The organism is Amycolatopsis sp. NPDC114504 (assembly GCF_055633595.1).
Genome location: NZ_JBVKDU010000001.1, coordinates 1,262,139 through 1,281,339, shown reverse-complemented (window position 1 = coordinate 1,281,339; position 19,201 = coordinate 1,262,139). Strand labels below are relative to the sequence as shown.

Below are 19,201 nucleotides of genomic sequence, written 5' to 3'. Positions count from 1 at the left end.
TGCGGCCTGCTGGGTCCGCGGGAACCGCGAGTTTCCGGTGAGGGCCAGGCAGACTCCGGCATGCTGCGGCCCTGCAGGAACACCGAGTTCCGGTGACGGTCAGGCGGACTCCGCGACGCCCCGGCCCTGCTGGGTCCGCAGGAACAGCGAGACCGCTTCCGCGCGGTTCGCGGCGCCGAGCTTGCGCAGGATCTGCTTGACGTGCGACTTGGCCGTGTCCTCGGAAATCGTCAGCCGGGTCGCGATCGCGGCGTTGGTCCGGCCGTCGCCCATGAGGCGCAGGACCTCCAGCTGCCGCGGAGTCAACGCCGACTCCACGAAGGACCGGGCCGGCACCGGGCCGGGCGGGGGAACGACCGGATCGCCGATGACCGGGGCCGCCGGGTGGCCGGTGCTCAGGATACGGTCCATGGCGTCGGCGAGGTTCATCGTGAACCGGCCGACCTCGGTCCGCAGCGAGTGCAGGCGCTCGACCAGCACCGTCCGCCGGAACGCGATGCCCAGCCCCTGGGCGAACGTGCCGAACACCTCGCGGTCGAACTCGTCGACCTGACGCCCCTGGACGTGCCGGTCCGCGTGCACCAACCCGAGCACGCCGTCGTCGCCGACCACGGGAGCGACCACATAGGACTCCAGCCGGGCGGCCTCGACCAGGCAGGGGAGCCCGCGAGCTTCGCGCTGCGCGTCCGTGACGAGCAATGCGCGCCGCCTGCGGACGGCCTCCGTCTCGACGACCGTGCGGTCCAGGACCGGGGACTCCGCCCGCCCGATCCGCAGGATCTCCGCCGCCCAGGCGGGATCGCCCACGACGGTGCACGACTGGGGCACCCACACCGACTCCCGGATCTCCGAGAACAGCGCGCGGTCGAAACCGAGCCGGCACACCGCGTCCGGCACACACTCGGCGAGGCGGGCCACCGAGCGGGCGTCCTGCAGCCGGGTCAGCGCCTCCTGGACCTGGGCGTGGACGCGCATCCGGAGGTCGAGCTGGGCCTGGCGCAGCCGTTCGCGGACGTCGGAGACCTCGATGAACAGGTCGAGGACCGCGCCGGCGTGTCCGGCGGTGGCGAGTTCCCCGACCCGCTCGGCGAGCTCGGCCAGCGCCGCTTCCGCGGCCGGGAACTCGTCGGGCACGTCCGGGTCCGGGTCGTCGCCGAGCAGGGAGCGGGCCCGGGTGGTGACGGCTCGGACGTCGCGCAGGACGGCGTGGGGAACGGGGTGCCCGCGGCCGTTCCGGGGCGGAGTCAGTGTTGACTTCATGGTTTCCTCTCAAGCCGGGCGGGAACGCGCGGCGCCGGACCCGCTCGTCGGAGGAGGTCCGGCGCCGCGCCCGGAGGATCAGGCGTCGGCGGAAACGGCGGTGGTGACGGCGAAACCCGCCACCCACTCGAGCACCGGCTCGTAGAACCGGTAGTTCATCACGTACTTCCCGCGGGCCGCCATCGCGGCGTACGCGGCGATCCAGGTCCGCACCTCGTGCGAGGAGTGGCCGGCCTGCTCGGCGAACCACTCGGTGCTCCAGCCGTCGACGAGCCGGAGTTCGCCCGCCGAAACCACATCGAGGAACTGCTGGTCCCACTCCGGGTTGATCGGCCGCATCGACGACGTGCCCGCGGCCAGGTCGAGGCCGGACGCGATCACGCGGGCCTGCCGCCGGGCACGCTCTTCGGGCGTCGGGTTGCGTCCGTCGATCAGCCGCGCGGCGACCTCCTCGGTCGCGTTTTCCAGCTGGGGCACCGGCGGGTCGTGCGAGAGCCCGCCGGAGCCGAGGAACAGCACGCGCTGCTCGTCGAGGTGGGCGCTCGCGTGGCCGATCGCCGTGCCGAGCTGCCGGACGCGGCCGACGGGACAGAGCGGCGCGGCGACCGAGTTGATGAAGACGGGGACGACGGGAACGCGGTCGAGCCCGCCGAACAGGAGCTGCAGCGGCTGGGAGAACCCGTGGTCGACGTACATCCGTTCGGACACCGCGACGTCGATCCCGGCCGCCAGCACGTCCTTGGCGAGCGTGCGCGCGGACTTGGCCACCGAGAGCTCGCCGGCCGGGGTGTCGTAGTCCCCGAGCGCGGTGGCCCGCGTCCCGATGCAGAACGGCGGCATCATGTCGTAGAAGAAACCGTTGTAGTGGTCCGGCGCGAAGAGCACCACGAGGTCGGGGTCGAATCCGGCGATGAAGCGCCGGGCGTGGTCGAAAGCCTTCTCGACCCGCTCTTCGACGGCTTTCGCCGGGTGGTTGAAACCGATCAGCGGCGAATGGGACAGGGCGCACACGGCAACGGGCATCGACCCACCACCCTTTCTTTGCGAGCGTTCATTCGGTAAGAAACATGCTAGAATCTTAGCATACCAGTCCTCGGTTTCGATGACGCGACGGAAAGGGACCTGGCATGACAGTGCCGATCGGCAATCGCAGCGAAGGCAGTCACCGCGCAGCGCGCAGGAGGAGGGGGAAACGGCACCGGACCCGCACCGCGGTCGCCCTCACGAGTGCGCTCGTGGTCGGTGGCGGGGTGCTGCTGGTCGAACCCGTGGCCGACGGGCGGCCCTTTCCCGCGGCCGCCGCGAAGGCCGCGACCAGGTCGCCGGCGCCGGGGAAACCGGCCGTGCCGGGGGTGGAGCTCCCCGCGACGCTGCCCAGCGTGCCGGTGCTGCCGCCGCTGGCGGTCCCGGCCGGCTACCGGCTCGGCGCCGCCGGCGGATCCGGTGCGAGCACGGGCATTCCGGCCACGGTGCTCGACGCCTACCACCGCGCCGAGGCCTCGCTCGGCCGCGCGAACCCGGGGTGTCACCTGACGTGGGCGCTGCTCGCGGGGATCGGCAAGATCGAGTCGAACCACGCCCGCCACGGCGACGTGGACGCGCGGGGAACGATGGTCCGGCCGGTCTACGGTCCCGCCTTGGACGGTTCGCCGGGCTTCGCCCGGATGGTCGACGCGGGGAGCGGGCAGTGGGCACGGGCCGCCGGCCCGATGCAGTTCATCCCCTCGACCTGGCGGAAATGGGGTGCGGACGGATCCGGTGACGGCCAGGCGGACGTGCAGAACGTCTACGATTCCACCGAGTCGGCCGGCCGGTATCTCTGCGCCGCCGATCGCGATCTCAACACCGGCGCCGGACTGCGGAGCGCCATTCTCAGTTACAACAACTCCGAGGATTACCTGAACAAGGTAATGGCGTGGACGCGAACCTATTCCTCGGGTTCGTTCGCCGTGCCGGACGAACCCGGATACGCCGGCGAAGATCCGACCTACGACGAAAGCGTGGCGTCCGTTCCCGCCCATCCGGCGGCGCCGCGCCCGCCGGCCACGGGTGCCGTACCGCCCGCGCCCGCACCGGAAAAGCCGGCCCCCGCGCCGGCCGGCCCACCCGCGCGACCGGCACCCGCGCCGGCACCTGCACCTGCACCGATCGCCGGGTTGCCGATCAGCGTGCCCGCGCCGCTGGACGGCGTCGTCGCGACCGCGGGCCAGGTGGTGGGTGGGCTCCTCGGCCCGCTCGGCGGGCACTGAGCTCCGGTGACGACTGATGGCGCCGCCCCGGCTGGTGGGGGCGGCGCCATCAGTTTCCCGCGAGCCCGGCCGTGCCACACACAAGCACGGTGCCGGGCGGGTCTCAGGAGCCTTGGCCACGGACTTCGCCGACGAGCCCGCGCCAGCGCCGCCCGTTTTCGCGCGCGCCTTCGGCGTAAGGGCCGGGAACGACGTGGTACGGCGGGCGGGCGGGGCCGGCGGTGACGTAGCCGGCTTCGTCGAAGCGGAGCTTCTCGAGGGTGATGTTGTACTTGGAGAACTCGGGGAAGTTCGTCCGGGCGAGGAACGGTTCGTACGTCCACTCGATGCGCCGGGTGAGGTGCCGCGCCGTGTCGACGTCCCCGGCCCGGATCGCGTCGCGCAGCGCGAGCACGGGCTCCGGACCGCACAGGGCGCTGCTGCTCCAGCAGCCGAGCGCGGTTTCCGGGTACAGCGTGTGCGCCGCGAGCCAGTCGCTTTCCAGCGGCAGCAACCGGAGCCGGCCGCCGACCGCCGCGATGTCAGCGGTGAACTTCGGCGTGATCGCGATGTACTTCGCGCCGATGATCTGGGGGACCTCGGCCAGCGCGGCGTAGGCGGCCGACGGGATCGGGCCCTTGAACGCCTCGGGGTTGTCGTAGAGGACGATCGCCATGTCCGGGAACAGGCCGGCGACACCGCGGTAGAACGCGAGCAGCGTGTCCGCGCCGAGCTCGCTCCACATCGGACGGCCGAGGATGACGCCGCGCACGCCGAGGTCCCGCAGGAAGCGGATCCGGTCGACCGTGTCCCGCGTGTTGGGGGCGGTGGCGCCGACGAACAGCGGGAGGTCCGGGGCGGTGTCCGCGACCGCGTCGGCGACGCACGCGGCGAACGCCTGCCATTCGGCCAGCGTGAGGGTCGCCATCTCGCCGAGCGTGCCGTTGGTGATGATCCCGTCCACGCCGTCGGCGACGAGCGCGCGGATCATGCGATCTGATTCGCCGAGGTCCACGGTGTCGCGCGCGGTGAGTGCGGCCGCGCCGGGCAAAGCCGGGGTGGGAGTGACGGCGATGACGCCGCGCAGGTCGTCGACACCGAACTTCTGCACCACGGGTCTCCTCGGGGTTCACAGGGGAATGGGTGGCCCGCCCGGCGGGGCAGGTGGGGGGCTGCGCTGCCCCGCCGGGCGGACCGGTTCGGGGGAGGTCAGGAAGCGTGGCCGAACGACTCCGGCGGCTGCAGGCCCCACGGGCTGAACGCCTTCGGGAAGTCGTCCCACACCACCGGGTCGTTGCGCCGGACCCGCGGCATCTCGGCAGAGAGCTCGTAGCGGTTGCCCGCGGCCCAGAAGTAGGTGTAGACGTTGCCGCCCACGCCGTGGCGTCCCGGCCCGACCTCGATCGGCACGCCGTGCCGGCCGAGCTCGTCGGCGGCCAGCTTGAGGTGGTCGAACGACTCCATCCCGAGCGCGTAGTGGTGCAGCGACTTCCCGGCCTCCGGGGTGGAGATGATCGCGATGTCGTGGTGCAGCGTGCTGGCCCGGCACCAGGCCGCGCCGATCACCCCGGGGGCCGGGGCGAAGATGTCGGACACCTGGAAGTCCAGCAGCCCGACCAGGAAGTCGACCAGCGGCTTGGGGTCCTGCGCCTGCACGGTGATGTGGTCGAAGTCCAGGGCACGGATCCCGCCGCGGGCGGGGGCCTTGGCGGGGTGGATGTACTGCGGCCCGGCCGAGAGCACCGCGAGCTCCATGACGTGCCCGGAGGGCGCCGCGAACTGCAGGGACCGGACCACGCCGGGGTGTTCGTCGGTGCGGGTCTCGGTCACCACACCGGCCTCGGCCAGCCGTTTCCCGTAGTGGTCGAGGTCGTCGACGTCGTCGACCCGCAGGGCGAACTTCCGGACGCCGGTCCCGCCGGCGGTCAGCACGAGGTCGCAGCCGCCGTCGATGCCGACGGAGAGCCGCACGGCGCCGTCGGCGCGGCCGAGCTCCCGCATGCCCAGCACGTCGGTGTGGAAGCCGATCGCCTCGTCGAGATCGGCCACGGCGAGTTCGGCGTGGGCCACCTGAGAAATACCCATCGGTGGGTCAGCTCCTGTCCATCTTGTCGTAGGGGATGTTCCCGGCGCTTTCCCGCCGGTTGATGCCGAGGGCGTCGAGCTGTCGCGAGTTCTCGACGAGGATCATGCGGACGCGTCCGGTGCCGTCGTTGTAGTGCCGGTGCCAGACCCACGGCGGGGTGTAGACGAAGTCCCCGGCCGCCCACCGCAGGGTTTCCGGCCCGATTTCGGAGTAGCCGCTGCCCTCGAGCACGCAGTGCACGGACTCGTGCAGGTGGCGCTGGAGGTCGGTGGCCGTGCCGGCGGGGATCTCCTGGAGGTAGAACTCCATCGCCTTCGCCGGGACGTCGGCCAGCACGCCGACCCGGCTGGGGTTGCCGGTCACGTCCTCCTCGAGCCACCGGGCACTCGCCGAGCGGGTGACCAGGTGCTCCGGCAGCGACCGCTCCGGGTCGTAGTCCTTCATTTCGTGGAGCTTGTGCATCCACTGCTCGAAATTCGTCATGGTTCTCCCGCTAGGTCGAGGTCATCCCGCCGTCGACGACGTGGGTCTGCCCGGTCTGGAAGCCGGCGAACTCCGAGCAGAGGTGGGTCACCAGGTCGGCGATCTCCTCGGGACGGCCCCACCGGCCGACGGGCAGCTCGGTCGCGAGCTGCCGTCGTTCCAGTTCTTCGGTCGGGACACCGGCGGCGGCCGCGCGCGCCGCGGCGAGCGACCGTCGCCGCGGCGTGTCGATGTGCGCGGGGGCGATGACGTGCGTGGTGACGCCGTGCGGCGCCACCTCGGCGGCCAGCGACCGCGCCAGTGCCGCCACCCCGGCCCGCATCACGTTGGACAGGTGCAGCAGCGGCAACGGTTTCACGACGCCGACCGAGGTGACGTAGATCAGCCGTCCCCACCCGCCCGCGGTCATCTCCGGCAGCACCGCGTTGGTCAGCGCAAGCGCACTGTCCAGGACGAGCCGGTAGGCCGAATCCCAGTCGTCCGCCGAGAGTTCGGTCGCCTTCGCCGCGCGGGTGCCGCCGGTGTTGGACACCAGGATGTCGATGTCCCCGAGCGTTTCGCGCGCGGCGTCGGCCGCCGCGGCCGCGGCGCCGGGCCGGGTGAAGTCCGCGACCGCCCAGCCCGCCGCCCCGATCTTTCGGGCGACCTCGCCGGTGTGCGGTCCGGTTCCGGTGATGAACACCTCGGCGCCGTCCGCGCGCAGCGCCGTCGCGATCGCCATGCCGAGCCCGCTCGACCCGGCGGTCACCAGCGCCCGCCGCCCGTGCACCGTCATGCCGCCGCACCCTCCCCGGTACCGCCGGGCAGCAGGCCGGACTCCTTGATCGAGGTGGCCAGCAGCCCGTCGATCAGGCCCAGCGGCTCGGTCCAGTCGTACTGGGCGAACTGGGTGTTGATGCGGAGGAACAGGGGATCGCCCGCGTAGAACCGCTCGTAGAGCTCGTGGCGGCCGCCGAAGGCGGAGACCGCGAGATCGGCGGCGATCTTGTAGATCGCGATGCGGTCCAGGCTGTTCGTGTCGGGACCGCGGTAGAACCGGGCGATGTCCGCGGCGATCGGCGAGTCGAACGCGCTCACGTCGGCCGGCTGGTAGAGCAGGCCGCCGGCGAGGATCTGCTGCAGGATCTCGCGGACGCGCGGGTACCAGCGGTTCGCGGAGTTGCGCACCGCGTACAGCGGCCGGACGTCGGGGAACAGGATGCCGTCGTCGTTGGGTTGCGCGCCGGCTTCCGCGGCGAGGACGGCGGCCCGGGTCAGCTCGATGTAGGTGGTGATCTCCCCGAGCGCGTCGCGGACCTGGGGGAACTGGTCGGTCTTGACGATCTCGGTCGCCCGCTTGGCGATGCCCGCGACGAACTGGAGCTTCGCCAGCAGCCGGACCGAGGTCTGGACGCCGGTGAAGGCGTTGGAGTTGATCGCCCAGATGTTGTTGACCCGCTCGAAGTCCTGGTTGATGAAGACCCGCTCCCAGGGGACGAGCACGTCGTCGAACACGACCACGGCGTCCATCTCGTCGAACCGGCTGGAGAGCGGGTGGTCGAAGCCGTTCCCGCCGCCGAACGGTTCGCGGCAGATCAGCCGGACCCCCGGGGCGTCGGCCGGGATGGCGAACGCGATGGCGTAAGGCTTTTCGTCGGCCGCGTACTTGCGGAGCGAGAAGGGCCAGACGAGGATCTCGTCGGAGTAGGGCGCGGCCGTGGCCAGCATCTTCGCCCCGCTCACGATGATGCCGTCCGGGGTTTCGCGCTTCACGCCGAGGTAGGTGTAGGGGTCGGGCTGCTGCGACGGCGGCTTCGACCGGTCGACCGGCGGGTCCGCCAGCGCGTGGGACAGGAAGAGGTCGTTGTCCCGCACGTACTTGTAGTACGCGCGCACCCGGTCGGCTCCTTCGCCGAAGAACTCGGCGTTGGCGTTCCACGCCACCAGCATCGCGCTGACGAAGTCCGTGCTGCGCCCCATCATGCCGAGGCTCGAGTCCGCCCACTGCTTGTGCATGACGCGGCGGAGCTCGAGGTCTTCGGCCGTGCGGGGCATCAGGAACTGCACGCCTGCCTTGCCGCCGCCGTCTTCGGGCGAGAAGAGCATACTGTCGTTCTTGGACTGCAAGTCGTAGAGGCGGGCGATTTCGGCCGCGGCGCCGGACGTCGCCTTGTGCCCGGCCACGTCGGTGATCTTCTCGGCCCCGACCCACAGCTCCGGGCTGTGGGTGCGCAGCCGGTCGAGGTACGCGGCGCCGTTTCGTGCGGTCATCACTTTCCTTTCAAGAACCTGATGTGGGTCTCGTTGAACTGGTCCGGCTTCTCCCACTGCGGCCAGTGGCCCGCGCCCTCGATGACCTCGAGGCGGCTCCCGGGGATCAGCTCTTCCAGCAGCGCGGCTTCTTCGACCGAAGCCGTCGGGTCGTGGTCGGTCCACAGCAGCAGGGTCGGCGAGACGATGCGGCCGCACCACTGCGACGACCAGACGTACGGCCGCCGGTGTTCCCAGTCCTGCACCGCGAGGATGTTGCGCATCGCGGTCTCGAACCCCGGCTGGGTGTAGATCCGCAGCCGCAGGTCGACGAGTTCGTCGGTGACGAGGCTCTTGTCGTGGAAGAGCCACTCGACCCGGGTGCGCACGCTCTGCCGGCTCGCTTCGCGGACCGCCTTCATGCTCGATTCCTTGAGCCCGGCCATCACCTCCGGCTTGTTCGTGATGTTGCCCGGGGTGTTGAGCACCAGCCGGTCGACCCGGCCGGGGTGGTGCGCCGCGGCCCAGGCCGCCACCCAGCCACCGAGCGACTCACCGGAGAGGTGGGCTTTTTCGATGCCCAGCGCGTCCAGGACCGCGATCAGGTGGTTGCTCAGGTAATCGATGGTGTAAGGCCGGTCGGGCTTGGCCGAATGCCCGTGCCCCGCCATGTCGTAGACGACGATCCGGAATTCTTTCGCCAGGTCGCGGATGTTGCGGGAATACGCCTCCAGGTGCCCGCCCGTCCCGTGCACCATGACCAGTGCCGGACCGGTGCCCGCTTCCACCACCCGGGTGGCGATGCCGGCCGCGTCCACGGTCCGCTGGCGCAACTCGACGCCCGTCAAATCGCCCCAGATGCTTACGTGCTGCTCCACAGCGTTCCTTCCTGTCGCGACGTTCTCCCATGTTGGCATACTAGAATCTCAGGAGCAAGCCGTGTTTGCGGTGAAGCTGCTACTGCTCGATGAAGGAAAAGAAAAACGGGTGTCATGGCCGGCGGCATGACACCCGTTCAGGTGAATGCGGCTACACTTCCACGAACTTCCAGAATCGTGAAACGTGCTCCTCCATGAGCTTGCCGGCCCGCTCCGCGTCCCGGCTCTCGATCGCCTCGGCGATCTCGGTGTGCTCGCTCTGCGCCTGCGCCAGGTCCGTGCTCAACCGGTTCTTCTGGAGGTAGAAGTCGTTGAGGTCCCAGGTGTCCGTGGCCAGCTCGGTCAACCGCTGGTTGCCGCCGGCCGCCAGGACGGCGGAGTGGAAGTCCCGGTTGGCCCCGGCGAAGGCGAGTGCGTCGTCCCGCTTGGCCGGGCCGGTGCCCCGCACCAGCATGTCGTCGATCTCGGCCAGCTGCGCGTCGGTGGCGGTGAGCGCCGCGAGCCGGGCGCCCGCTCCCTCGAGGATGCCCGCCACGGCGAAGTGGTCGCGCACCTTGCGTTCGTCCGGGACCGCCACCTGGCAGCCGACCTGCGGGATGACCGAGATGAACCCGGCCGAGGCCAGCCGCATCACCGCGTCCATCACCGGCCTGCGGCTCACGCCGAACTCCGTCGCGAGGTCGTAGGTGCTGAGGATTTCGCCGAACTGGTGGCGCCCCTCGAGCAGCTGGGCGAGGAGCGCTTGGTAGATCTGGTCTGTTTTGGTGACTGACGCGATCATGGGCATGGACTATCCGGCCCTTCGGTGCGAGAAGGTCGGTGCTGGCTTACTGTCGATCACGCCGAGATTCTAGCGTGTCAATGGCGGGCCGGGGTGCGCCGAACCGGGAATCCGGGGGTCATTGCGCCGGGTGGAGCAGCGGCCCCGGCTGTCCGGGGCCGCCGCCCACGACGTCGGTCAGCCCAGCGACCAGTCGGTGTCGTCGATCTGGCCGAACATCTTCATCGCAGCTTCGAGGCCGGGCAGGTTGGCCAGCGCCACCGACATGGACCCGCGGAACTTGACCTTCCGGGTGACCATCGCCTTGGCGGCGGGCAGCTCGCCCGCGCCGAGCCGCTGCCAGGTCTCGACCTTCGCGGTCAGCAGGAAGTCCGGCTTCACGCCTTCGGCCGGCGCTCCGGCACGCACGACTTCGCCGGCCGTGACCTCGATCTGGCCCGCGCGGCTCTCGTCTTCGGCGAGCCGGTACTCGACCACCATGCTCAGCTTGCTCAGGCCCTCGCGCGTCGCGTCCGTGGTGTTCCAGAGCTCGGCGTAGGACTTCATCCACTCCGGCGACAGGACGGGTGTTCCCATGGTGCGCTCTCCTTCGGTTCGCCTCCGCGGCGGACAACTGGGGTTTGACAACGAGGCTGAAGATACTAGTATCTTAGAAAGCCAGTCAAGCTGTTGCCGCGGCCCTGACCATTACGGGCTCGCGATTCTTCGGAGGAGACAAAGATGTCTGACGCCAAGGCGGTCACATGTTGAGGGACGAACTCCGGCAGATCCTCGAGAAGGGTTTGCGTGACGTAGAGGCGGACTGGACCGTTCCGGCCGCGATCATCAACGACCCGGAGATGCACGACGCCGAGCGTGAGCGCGTGTTCGGCCGCTCCTGGGTTTTCCTCGCCCACGAAAGCGAAATCCCGGAGCGCGGCGACTACGTCGTCCGGTACATCTCGGAAGATCAATTCATCGTCTGCCGGGACGAAGACGGTGAAGTCCGCGGCCACCTGAACAGCTGCCGCCACCGCGGCATGCAGGTGTGCCGCGCCGAAATGGGGAACGCGTCCCATTTCCGCTGCCCGTACCACGGCTGGACCTACAACAACAAAGGCAGCCTCGTCGGCGTGCCGGCCGGACGCGAGGCGTACGGCAACAAGCTGGACAAGTCGCTGTGGCAGCTCAAGCCGGTCCCGAAACTGGACACCTACAAGGGGTTGGTCTTCGGCTGCCTCGACCCGGACGCCCCCTCCCTCGACGAGTACCTGGGGGACATGAAGTTCTACCTCGACATCGTGCTGGACCGCAGTGACGCCGGCCTGCAGGTCGTCGGCGCCCCCCAGCGGTGGATCGTCGACGCGAACTGGAAGCTCGGTGCCGACAACTTCATCGGCGACGCCTACCACACGATGATGACGCACCGGTCCATGGTGGAGCTCGGGCTCGCCCCGCCGGACCCGAAGTTCGCGCTCTACGGCGAGCACGTGCACACCGAGCACGGCCACGGCCTCGGCATCATCGGCCCGCCGCCGGGGATCCCGCTGCCCGAGTTCCTGGGTATGCCGGAGAACATCGTCGAGCAGCTGCAGCGCCGGCTTTCGCCGGAGCAGGTCGAGGTGTTCCGGCCGGTCGCGTTCATCCACGGCACCGTGTTCCCGAACCTGTCCATCGGCAACTTCCTGATGTCGAAGGACCACGTCTCGCCGCCGACGTCGTTCCTGACGCTGCGGCTGTGGCACCCGATCGGCCCGGACAAGATGGAGATCATGTCCTTCTTCCTGGTCGAGAAGGAAGCGCCGGACTGGTACAAGGAGGAGAGCTACCAGGCCTACGTGCGCACGTTCGGTATCTCCGGGGCCTTCGAGCAGGACGACGCCGAGAACTGGCGCAGCATCACCCGCGTGCTGGGCGCCCAGTACGCCAAGACCATGGAGCTCAACTACCAGATGGGCCGCGGCGTCTACGAGCCCGACCCCGACTGGCCCGGCCCCGGCAAAGCGTTCCCGATGGACTACGCCGAAGCCAACCAGCGCAACTTCATGGAGTACTGGATGCAGCTGATGGTCAAGGATCCGGTCGCGCACACCGGGAACGGCAAGGTCTCCGACGCCGCGGCCGAAGCGCTCACGCGGGCGGAGGCGTAGCAACCATGACCACAGCAACGGAAATCACCGACGCCACGGTCCGTGAAGTCGGCGAGTGGCTCTTCGGCGAGGCCGAACTGCTCGACACCGGCAAGTACCGCGAGTGGCTGGAACTGGTGGCCGAGGACCTGTCGTACATCGTGCCGCTGCGAGTGACGCGCGAACGCGAGGCCGACACGGACATCGTCGAGGGGATGACCCTGATGGACGATGACTGGGACTCGATGGAGATGCGCGTCCTGCGCCTGGAAACCGAGTACGCGTGGGCGGAGGACCCGCCGTCGCGGTCCCGGCACTTCGTGACCAACGTCCGGGTCGCCGCCGGCGAGGCGGAGGACGAGCTGGCCGTCAAGTCGAACCTGCTGCTGTACCGCACCCGCGGTGACGTCGCGACGTTCGACATCCTCTCCGGCGAGCGCCACGACGTGCTCCGCCGGGTGGCCGGCGGCTACCGGCTCGCCAAGCGGGTGGTCGTGCTCGACCAGACCACCGTCATGACGCACAACCTCGCCCTGATCATGTGACGGAGGCAGTTCGGTGACCATCATCCACAACGAGGGCCAGGACCCGATCATCCAGATCGCCAACGAGTTCACGGTGATCCAGGTCAGCTACACCAGCACCGGCCAGCGCGAGCGCCTCCTGGTCAGCTCGCCCCGGCTCGGGTTCCAGACCCTGCTCGACCCGCTGCAGCTGGAAAGTCTCACCTGGCAGCCGCCCGAAACGTTTTCGAAGCTGCTCGACACCCCGTACGGCCCCGGCACGGAGCTCAACGCGCGCCCGCTGTCGGCTCTGCTCGGAAAGGACTGATTCCCATGGGTTTCCTGGACGGGAAGGTCGCCCTCGTCACCGGCGGGGGATCGGGGATCGGCCGGGCCGTGGTCGATCTCTACGTGCGAGAGGGCGCGAAGGTCGGCATCCTCGAGATCTCGCCCGAGAAGGCGCAGGACCTGCGGGAGAAACTGCCGTCGGACGCCGTGGTCGTGACGCAGGGCGACGCGACTTCCCTGTGGGACAACGAACGTGCCGTCGCGGACGTGACGAAAGCGTTCGGGTCGCTGACCACCCTGGTCTGCGCGGTCGGGGTGTTCGACTACTTCACCGAGATCCCGCAGCTGCCGCGGGACAAGATCAGCGAGGCGTTCGACCAGCTCTTCGCCGTCAACGTGAAGAGCAACCTGCTGACCGTGAAAGCGGCGCTGGACCAGCTGATCGAGAACCGCGGCCAGATCATCCTCACCATCTCCAACGCCGGGTTCTACCCCGGCGGCGGTGGTCCGCTCTACGTGGCGTCGAAGTTCGCCGTCCGCGGTCTGGTGACCGAGCTCGCGTACGAGCTCTCGCCGCACGTGCGGGTCAACGGCGTGGCCCCCGGCGGCACGATCACGGACCTGCGGGGGATTCCCGCGCTGGCGAACGAAGGTCAGTCGCTGAAGGACGTCCCGGACATCGAAGGCCTGATCAAGGGGATCAACCCGCTGGGCGTCGTCGCCCAGCCGGACGACCACTCCTGGGCCTACGCGTTCCTCGCCGCCAAGGAACGCGCGCCCGCGGTCACCGGCACGATCATCCACAGCGACGGCGGGCTGGGCGTGCGCGGGATGACGCGCATGGCGGGGCTCGAGCCCTGATCCGCCCGCCGCACCAAGCGGGGAGACGGCCTCGGAAACCCCGAGTTCCGGGGCCGTCTCCTTTCCACCTCGAAAGGAGACGTCGATGAAGACGTTGGTGGCTACCGAAGAAACCCAGGCCGATCCCGACACCGCGCTGTGGATCTGTGACGTCTGCCAGGACGTGTACGACCCCCGCCTCGGCGACCCCGAAGGCGGGATCGAGCCCGGCACGCCGTTCGCCGACATCCCGGACGACTGGGTCTGCCCGGTGTGCGGGGCGCGCAAGAAGGAGTTCCGGATGCTCGCGCCGGGCGACGAGTACGACGTCGAGGACGACGCCTACGCCGGAGCGCAGGGGTGAGCACGCCGGGCCGCATCCTTGTCTGCCTCAAGCAGGTCCCGGTGCCGGGCCGGGGCGTCTTCGACGAACGCACGAAACGGATCCGCCGGGACGACGACCAGGTCGTCACCAACCCGCCGGACCTGCACGCGCTGGCGCAGGCGCTGACCCTGCGGGCGGAGACCGGCTGGGAGGTGGTGGCCGTGACGATGGGGCCGCCGGCGGCCGCGTCGACCCTGCTCGACGCGCTGAGCCGGGGTGCCGACCGGGCCGTGCACCTGCTCGACCGGCGGTTCGCCGGCGCCGACACCCTGGCGACGGCCCGCGCGCTCGCCCGGCTCGTCGAACGGGAGCGCCCGGACCTGGTGCTCACCGGCCGGTGGACGCTGGACGGCGGCACCGCGCAGGTCGGCCCGCAGGTCGCGGAGCTGGCCGGGTTCCCGCAGCTGACCCAGGCCTCGAACCTGCGGGCCGCCGACGGTGTCCTCGCCGCGGACGTCGAGACCGACGTCGGCCGGGAGACCTGGACCGTCGCCTTGCCCGCGGTGGTCTCCGTCGGGCGGGGTACCGAACCGCCGTGGGTGACCGCGGCCGACGCGTCGGCCGTCGAGACCCTCGGCGCTGAGGAGCTCGGGGGAGGACCGCGCGACTTCGGCACCCGGGGTTCGCCGACCTTCGTGGCCGAGATCCGGCACGACGCCCGCGAACGCAAGGCCGAGTACGTCGGGGCCGGGTTCGACACCGCGGAACTGCTGGAGGCGGCCTTCGCGCCGCTGGAGCCCGAGGCCGAAGTCGTCGTGGCCGGCCCGGCGCGCGAGATCTGGGCGGTCGCCGAGCCGCTGCCCGGCGGTGGCCTCCACCCGACGAGTCTCGAAGCGCTGGCCTGCGCCCGCACGGTCGCCGGCGAGCTGCGGGCCACGATCGTGGCGGTGCTGCCGTGCGACCAGCCGCACGACCTCCCGCGCGTGCTCTACGCGCACGGGGCCGACCGGGTGCTGGTGCTGCGGGGGACCGAGCCGGCGGACTACCGCACGGACCTGGTCACCGACGCACTGAGCACGGCCATCGCCACGCACGCGCCGTTCGCGGTGATCGCGCCGTTCAGCGCCCGTGGCCGCGACTACGCCCCGCGCGTCGCCGCGCGGCTCGGGCTCGGCCTGACCGGGGACTTCACCGCCCTGGAGGTCCGTGACGCGGACACCGACGATCCTGACCTGCGGTGGCTCAAACCGGCACTGTCGGCCGACGTGGTCGCGCCGGTGATCGCGCACTCCACCCCGTCGATGGGCACGCTGCGACCCGGGTCCTTCACGGCGCGAGCCGTGCGCGATCAGCGGGAGCCGGACGTCGAGTTCGCCGGTGGCACCGCGACCGGCGACGGTGCGTGCACCGCGGTCGAACGCCGCGTCGAGCTGCCGGACGCCCCGAGGCTCGCCGCGGCGCGGCTGGTCATCGGGCTCGGGCCGGGCCTGGGCACCGGGGCCCGCCGCGTCGCCGAGCGCGTCGCCTCGACGCCGGGGATCGCACTCGTCGCGACGGCGGCCGCGGTGGCCGCGGGGGAGATGCCCCCGCAGCTCGAGATCGGGCCGCTCGCCCGCAGCATCGCGCCCGCGGTCTACCTCGGGTTCGGCCGCCACGACCTCGGCACGCTCCAGGCGGTCAAGGGCGCCGGCCGGGTCGTCGTCGTCGACCCGGGTGCCTGGCTCGACGCCTTCACCGGGCTGGCCGACACCGTCGTCACCGCGAACGTCGAGGGGGTCCTGCTGGACCTGCTGCTGGCGACGGCGGGCGCGGTCGCCAGCTGAGCACCCGGAAACCCCCAGGAGGACCCATGAGTACCGCCGCGCCGGCGGCGAACGTCGACCCACGGCGGTTTCGCGACGCCATGGGCCGGTTCGCCACCGGCATCACGATCATCAGCACGCCGACCCCGGCGGGACCCCACTACATGACGGCCAACGGCTTCATGTCGGTGTCCCTCGAGCCCGCCCTCGTCGTGGTGTCCATCGCGCGCCGCGCCAAGATGCACGACTTCCTCGTGGCCGGCGGCGTCTACGGCGTCAGCGTCCTCGCCGCGGACCAGGAACCCGTCAGCCGGCACTTCAGCGGCCGTCCGGACCCGGACCTGCACCCACGGTTCGACGAGCATGCCGGAGTTCCGCTCGTGGCCGGGGCGCTGGCGCAGGTGGCGGCGGAGATCGTCGACGCCCACCCCGCCGGTGACCACACGTTGTTCGTCGGCGAGGTGCGCCACCTCGCCGACGCCGCGGGCGAGCCGCTGGTGTTCCACGCCGGCCGCTACCGCCACCTGCTCAGCCCCGCGGCGGACTCGGAGTACTCCGACGCGTGGTCCGGCTTCTGCCTCGACCCGTTCAGCGCCTGAATTCGGAGGTAATCAATGCCCCCGCCCCATCCGGTGGCTGCCGCCATCAGTGAAGCCGCGGACCTGCTGCGGACCGCCGCCGACACCGGCAAGCCGTGCCCGCCGATCCGCGATCGGTTCACCTTCGGCGACATCGAAGCCGCCTATGCGGTGCAACGGCTCAACACCGAGCGCGCGCTGGCCGCGGGAAGGCGGCTGGCCGGCCGCAAGATCGGCCTGACGTCGCCCGCCGTCCAGCGCCAGCTGGGTGTCGCCCAGCCCGATTTCGGGGCGCTGTTCGCCGACATGACCGTGGCCGACGGCGGCACCGTGCCCGCCCGCCGGCTGCTGCAGCCGAAGATCGAGGCCGAGGTCGCGCTCGTGCTGACCGACGACCTGCCGGATCCGGACTGCACGGCGGCGGATGTCGTGCGCGCCACCGGCTTCGCGGCGGCCGCGCTGGAGATCGTGGACAGCCGGATCGCCGACTGGGACATCTCCATCGTCGACACGGTCGCGGACAACGCGTCGTCCGGCCTGTTCGTGCTGGGCGGCACCCGGGTGCCACTCGACCGCGTGGACCTGCGGACGGTGCGGATGACGTTGTCCCGCAACGGTTCGGTGGCCTCGGAGGGCAGCGGTGCCGACTGCCTCGGCAGCCCGCTCGCCGCCGCGCGGTGGCTGGCGTCCACCTTGGCCCGCCGGGGAGATCCGCTGCGGGCGGGCGATGTCGTGCTGACCGGCGCCCTCGGACCGATGGTGCCCGTTGCCCCGGGCGACGTCTTCCACAGCGAGATCTTCGGCCTCGGTTCGGTGCGGGTCGGCTTCGCGGCGGAAGGAGAATCCCGGTGAGCAAAGCGAAAGTCGCCGTCATCGGGTCGGGCAACATCGGCACCGACCTGATGATCAAGGTGCTGCGGCTGTCCGAAACCCTCGAAATCGCCGCGCTGGCCGGGATCGACCCGGACTCCGACGGCCTCGCCCGGGCCCGCCGGCTGAAGGTCGCGACCACCCACGAAGGCGTCGACGGGCTCGTGCGGCTGGACGAGTTCGCCGACGTCGACTACGTCTTCGACGCGACCTCGGCCGGCGCGCACCGCTACCACGACAAGGTGCTGCGCGCGCTCGGCCGGACCGTCATCGACCTCACCCCGGCCGCCGTCGGCCCCTACGTCGTCCCACCGGTGAACCTGGACGCCCACCTCGACGCGCCGAACGTCAACATGGTGACCTGTGGCGGCCAGGCCACCATCCCCATCGTGGCGGCGGTCGCGGCGGTCACCCCGGTGCACTACGGCGAGATCGTCGCCTCGATCTCGTCGCGGTCCGCCGGGCCCGGCACCCGGGCCAACATCGACGAGTTCACCGAGACCACCGCCGCGGCGATCGAGCGGGTGGGCGGCGCGGCGCGCGGCAAGGCCATCATCGTGCTGAACCCCGCCGAGCCACCGCTGATCATGCGCGACACGGTGTACTGCCTGGTTTCGGAGTCCGACACCGAGGCGATCACGGCGTCGGTCGAGCGGATGGTGGGCCGGGTGCAGGCCTACGTGCCCGGCTACCGCCTCAAGCAGAAGGTGCAGTTCGACGTGGTCGCGGCGGACGACCCGCTGCGCGCGCTGGTCCCGTCCGGGGCCGCGCCGGTGAAGGTGTCGGTCTTCCTCGAGGTCGAAGGCGCCGCCCACTACCTGCCCGCGTACGCCGGGAACCTCGACATCATGACCTCGGCGGCACTGGGCACCGCCGAACGCATCGCCGCCCGCCGCGCGGGCGAGGGGAGGGCCCGATGACCCGGCTGTACATCCAGGACGTGACCCTGCGGGACGGCATGCACGCCGTCCGGCACCGCTACACCGTCGAGCAGGCCAGGGCGATCGCGTCCGCGTTGGACACCGCCGGCGTCTCGGCGATCGAGATCGCACACGGCGACGGGCTGTCCGGCTCGAGCATCAACTACGGCGTCGGCGCCCACACCGACTGGGAGTGGATCGAGGCCGTGTGCGACGTCGCGCGCCGGGCCGTGCCGACCACGTTGCTGCTGCCCGGCATCGGCACGCTGCACGACCTGCGTCAGGCCCACGCACTCGGCGTCCGGTCGGTGCGGATCGCCACCCACTGCACCGAAGCCGACATCTCCGCCCAGCACATCGGTGCCGCCCGCGAGCTCGGCATGGACGTCGCGGGCTTCTTGATGATGTCCCATATGGCCGAACCCGCCGAGCTGGCGCGGCAGGCGAAGCTGATGGAGTCCTACGGCGCGCAGTGCGTGTACGTCACCGATTCCGGCGGCCGCCTGACGATGGACGGCGTGCGCGACCGCTTCCGCGCCTACCGCGACGTCCTGGACGCCACCACGGAACTGGGCATCCACGCCCACCACAACCTGGCACTCGGCGTCGCGAACAGCGTGGTGGCGGTGGAGAACGGCGCGACCCGCGTGGACGCGTCCCTGGCCGGGCAGGGCGCGGGGGCCGGGAACTGCCCTCTCGAGGCCTTCGTCGCGGTCGCCGATCTGCTGGGCCTGGAGCACGGCTGCGACCTGTTCCCCCTGATGGACGCGGCCGACGACCTGGTGCGTCCGTTGCAGGACCGCGAGGTCCGCGTGGACCGGGAAACCCTCAGCCTGGGCTACGCGGGGGTCTACTCGAGTTTCCTGCGCCACGCGGAGGTCGCGGCGACGCGGTACGGCCTCGACACCCGGGCGATCCTCGTGGAGGTCGGCCGCCGCGGCATGGTCGGCGGCCAGGAGGACATGATCACCGACGTCGCTCTCGACCTGGCGGCCGCCCGCCGGGGGTGAGCCGGCCGCGAC

The 19,201-nt window shown here is 70.8% G+C and carries 21 protein-coding genes; 11 read left to right on the top strand and 10 right to left on the bottom strand.

Going from position 1 to position 19,201, the window contains the following annotated elements; genetic code table 11:
* Positions 1 to 99: 99 nt before the first annotated feature.
* On the bottom strand, positions 100 to 1,260 hold the full coding sequence (locus ACZ7PG_RS05950; protein WP_470237972.1) for a LuxR C-terminal-related transcriptional regulator: 1,161 nt from the start codon (positions 1,258 to 1,260) through the stop codon (positions 100 to 102).
* A 78-nt stretch (positions 1,261 to 1,338) separates the two neighbouring features.
* Complete coding sequence (locus tag ACZ7PG_RS05945) at positions 1,339 to 2,283, bottom strand: 3-carboxyethylcatechol 2,3-dioxygenase (protein ID WP_470237971.1); 945 nt, start codon at positions 2,281 to 2,283, stop codon at positions 1,339 to 1,341.
* Positions 2,284 to 2,387: 104 nt separating this feature from the next.
* Between ACZ7PG_RS05945 and ACZ7PG_RS05940 the strand changes: the two genes are divergently transcribed.
* Positions 2,388 to 3,509, top strand: coding sequence for a lytic transglycosylase domain-containing protein (locus tag ACZ7PG_RS05940; protein ID WP_470237970.1), 1,122 nt, complete (start codon positions 2,388 to 2,390; stop codon positions 3,507 to 3,509).
* A gap of 103 nt (positions 3,510 to 3,612) precedes the next feature.
* Here the strand turns inward: ACZ7PG_RS05940 and ACZ7PG_RS05935 are convergent, their stop codons facing one another.
* From ACZ7PG_RS05935 to ACZ7PG_RS05900, 8 genes are all read right to left on the bottom strand, one after another.
* Entirely contained in the window at positions 3,613 to 4,599 is a 987-nt protein-coding gene (locus tag ACZ7PG_RS05935) for a dihydrodipicolinate synthase family protein (RefSeq protein ID WP_470237969.1), read from the bottom strand.
* Between the two features lie 98 nt (positions 4,600 to 4,697).
* Positions 4,698 to 5,573: a VOC family protein gene (locus ACZ7PG_RS05930; RefSeq protein ID WP_470237968.1), complete on the bottom strand. Its 876-nt coding sequence runs from the start codon at positions 5,571 to 5,573 to the stop codon at positions 4,698 to 4,700.
* A gap of 7 nt (positions 5,574 to 5,580) precedes the next feature.
* Positions 5,581 to 6,057 (bottom strand): cupin domain-containing protein, encoded by a 477-nt coding sequence (locus ACZ7PG_RS05925; RefSeq protein WP_470237967.1) that lies wholly within the window; start codon positions 6,055 to 6,057, stop codon positions 5,581 to 5,583.
* 10 nt (positions 6,058 to 6,067) lie between these two features.
* Positions 6,068 to 6,832 (bottom strand): SDR family oxidoreductase, encoded by a 765-nt coding sequence (locus ACZ7PG_RS05920; protein WP_470237966.1) that lies wholly within the window; start codon positions 6,830 to 6,832, stop codon positions 6,068 to 6,070.
* Positions 6,829 to 8,307 carry a 4-hydroxyphenylacetate 3-hydroxylase family protein gene (locus ACZ7PG_RS05915; RefSeq protein WP_470237965.1) on the bottom strand — a complete coding sequence of 493 codons (1,479 nt, stop codon included), beginning with the start codon at positions 8,305 to 8,307 and terminating at the stop codon, positions 6,829 to 6,831. The genes ACZ7PG_RS05920 and ACZ7PG_RS05915 overlap by 4 nt, the downstream gene beginning before the upstream one ends.
* Positions 8,307 to 9,164, bottom strand: coding sequence for an alpha/beta fold hydrolase (locus ACZ7PG_RS05910; RefSeq protein WP_470237964.1), 858 nt, complete (start codon positions 9,162 to 9,164; stop codon positions 8,307 to 8,309). Before ACZ7PG_RS05910 ends, ACZ7PG_RS05915 begins: the two co-directional genes overlap by 1 nt.
* A 151-nt stretch (positions 9,165 to 9,315) precedes the next feature.
* Entirely contained in the window at positions 9,316 to 9,945 is a 630-nt protein-coding gene (locus ACZ7PG_RS05905; protein WP_470237963.1) for a GntR family transcriptional regulator, read from the bottom strand.
* A 177-nt stretch (positions 9,946 to 10,122) separates the two neighbouring features.
* Positions 10,123 to 10,521, bottom strand: a complete 399-nt coding sequence (locus ACZ7PG_RS05900) for an SCP2 sterol-binding domain-containing protein (protein WP_470237962.1) — start codon at positions 10,519 to 10,521, stop codon at positions 10,123 to 10,125.
* 167 nt (positions 10,522 to 10,688) lie between these two features.
* Here ACZ7PG_RS05900 and ACZ7PG_RS05895 point away from each other — a divergent pair, with 167 nt between their 5' ends.
* The 10 genes from ACZ7PG_RS05895 to dmpG all read left to right on the top strand — a co-directional run bounded on the left by ACZ7PG_RS05895 (position 10,689) and on the right by dmpG (position 19,189).
* A complete protein-coding gene (locus tag ACZ7PG_RS05895) occupies positions 10,689 to 12,074 on the top strand; it encodes a Rieske 2Fe-2S domain-containing protein (RefSeq protein ID WP_470237961.1) in 1,386 nt (461 codons plus the stop codon).
* Positions 12,075 to 12,079: 5 nt separating this feature from the next.
* A complete protein-coding gene (locus ACZ7PG_RS05890; protein WP_470237960.1) occupies positions 12,080 to 12,598 on the top strand; it encodes an aromatic-ring-hydroxylating dioxygenase subunit beta in 519 nt (172 codons plus the stop codon).
* A gap of 13 nt (positions 12,599 to 12,611) precedes the next feature.
* Positions 12,612 to 12,884 (top strand): dihydrodiol dehydrogenase, encoded by a 273-nt coding sequence (locus ACZ7PG_RS05885; protein WP_290057904.1) that lies wholly within the window; start codon positions 12,612 to 12,614, stop codon positions 12,882 to 12,884.
* 5 nt (positions 12,885 to 12,889) lie between these two features.
* Positions 12,890 to 13,705, top strand: coding sequence for a 3-(cis-5,6-dihydroxycyclohexa-1,3-dien-1-yl)propanoate dehydrogenase (gene hcaB, locus ACZ7PG_RS05880; protein WP_470237959.1), 816 nt, complete (start codon positions 12,890 to 12,892; stop codon positions 13,703 to 13,705).
* An 85-nt stretch (positions 13,706 to 13,790) separates the two neighbouring features.
* Positions 13,791 to 14,048, top strand: a complete 258-nt coding sequence (locus ACZ7PG_RS05875; RefSeq protein WP_470237958.1) for a rubredoxin — start codon at positions 13,791 to 13,793, stop codon at positions 14,046 to 14,048.
* On the top strand, positions 14,045 to 15,832 hold the full coding sequence (locus ACZ7PG_RS05870; RefSeq protein ID WP_470237957.1) for an electron transfer flavoprotein: 1,788 nt from the start codon (positions 14,045 to 14,047) through the stop codon (positions 15,830 to 15,832). The genes ACZ7PG_RS05875 and ACZ7PG_RS05870 overlap by 4 nt, the downstream gene beginning before the upstream one ends.
* Before the next feature lie 26 nt (positions 15,833 to 15,858).
* Positions 15,859 to 16,410 (top strand): flavin reductase family protein, encoded by a 552-nt coding sequence (locus ACZ7PG_RS05865; RefSeq protein ID WP_470237956.1) that lies wholly within the window; start codon positions 15,859 to 15,861, stop codon positions 16,408 to 16,410.
* Positions 16,411 to 16,425: 15 nt separating this feature from the next.
* A complete protein-coding gene (locus ACZ7PG_RS05860; protein WP_470237955.1) occupies positions 16,426 to 17,241 on the top strand; it encodes a 2-keto-4-pentenoate hydratase in 816 nt (271 codons plus the stop codon).
* On the top strand, positions 17,238 to 18,179 hold the full coding sequence (locus ACZ7PG_RS05855) for an acetaldehyde dehydrogenase (acetylating) (RefSeq protein WP_470237954.1): 942 nt from the start codon (positions 17,238 to 17,240) through the stop codon (positions 18,177 to 18,179). The genes ACZ7PG_RS05860 and ACZ7PG_RS05855 overlap by 4 nt, the downstream gene beginning before the upstream one ends.
* Positions 18,176 to 19,189 carry a 4-hydroxy-2-oxovalerate aldolase gene (gene dmpG / locus ACZ7PG_RS05850; protein WP_470237953.1) on the top strand — a complete coding sequence of 338 codons (1,014 nt, stop codon included), beginning with the start codon at positions 18,176 to 18,178 and terminating at the stop codon, positions 19,187 to 19,189. The genes ACZ7PG_RS05855 and dmpG overlap by 4 nt, the downstream gene beginning before the upstream one ends.
* Positions 19,190 to 19,201 lie beyond the last annotated feature (12 nt).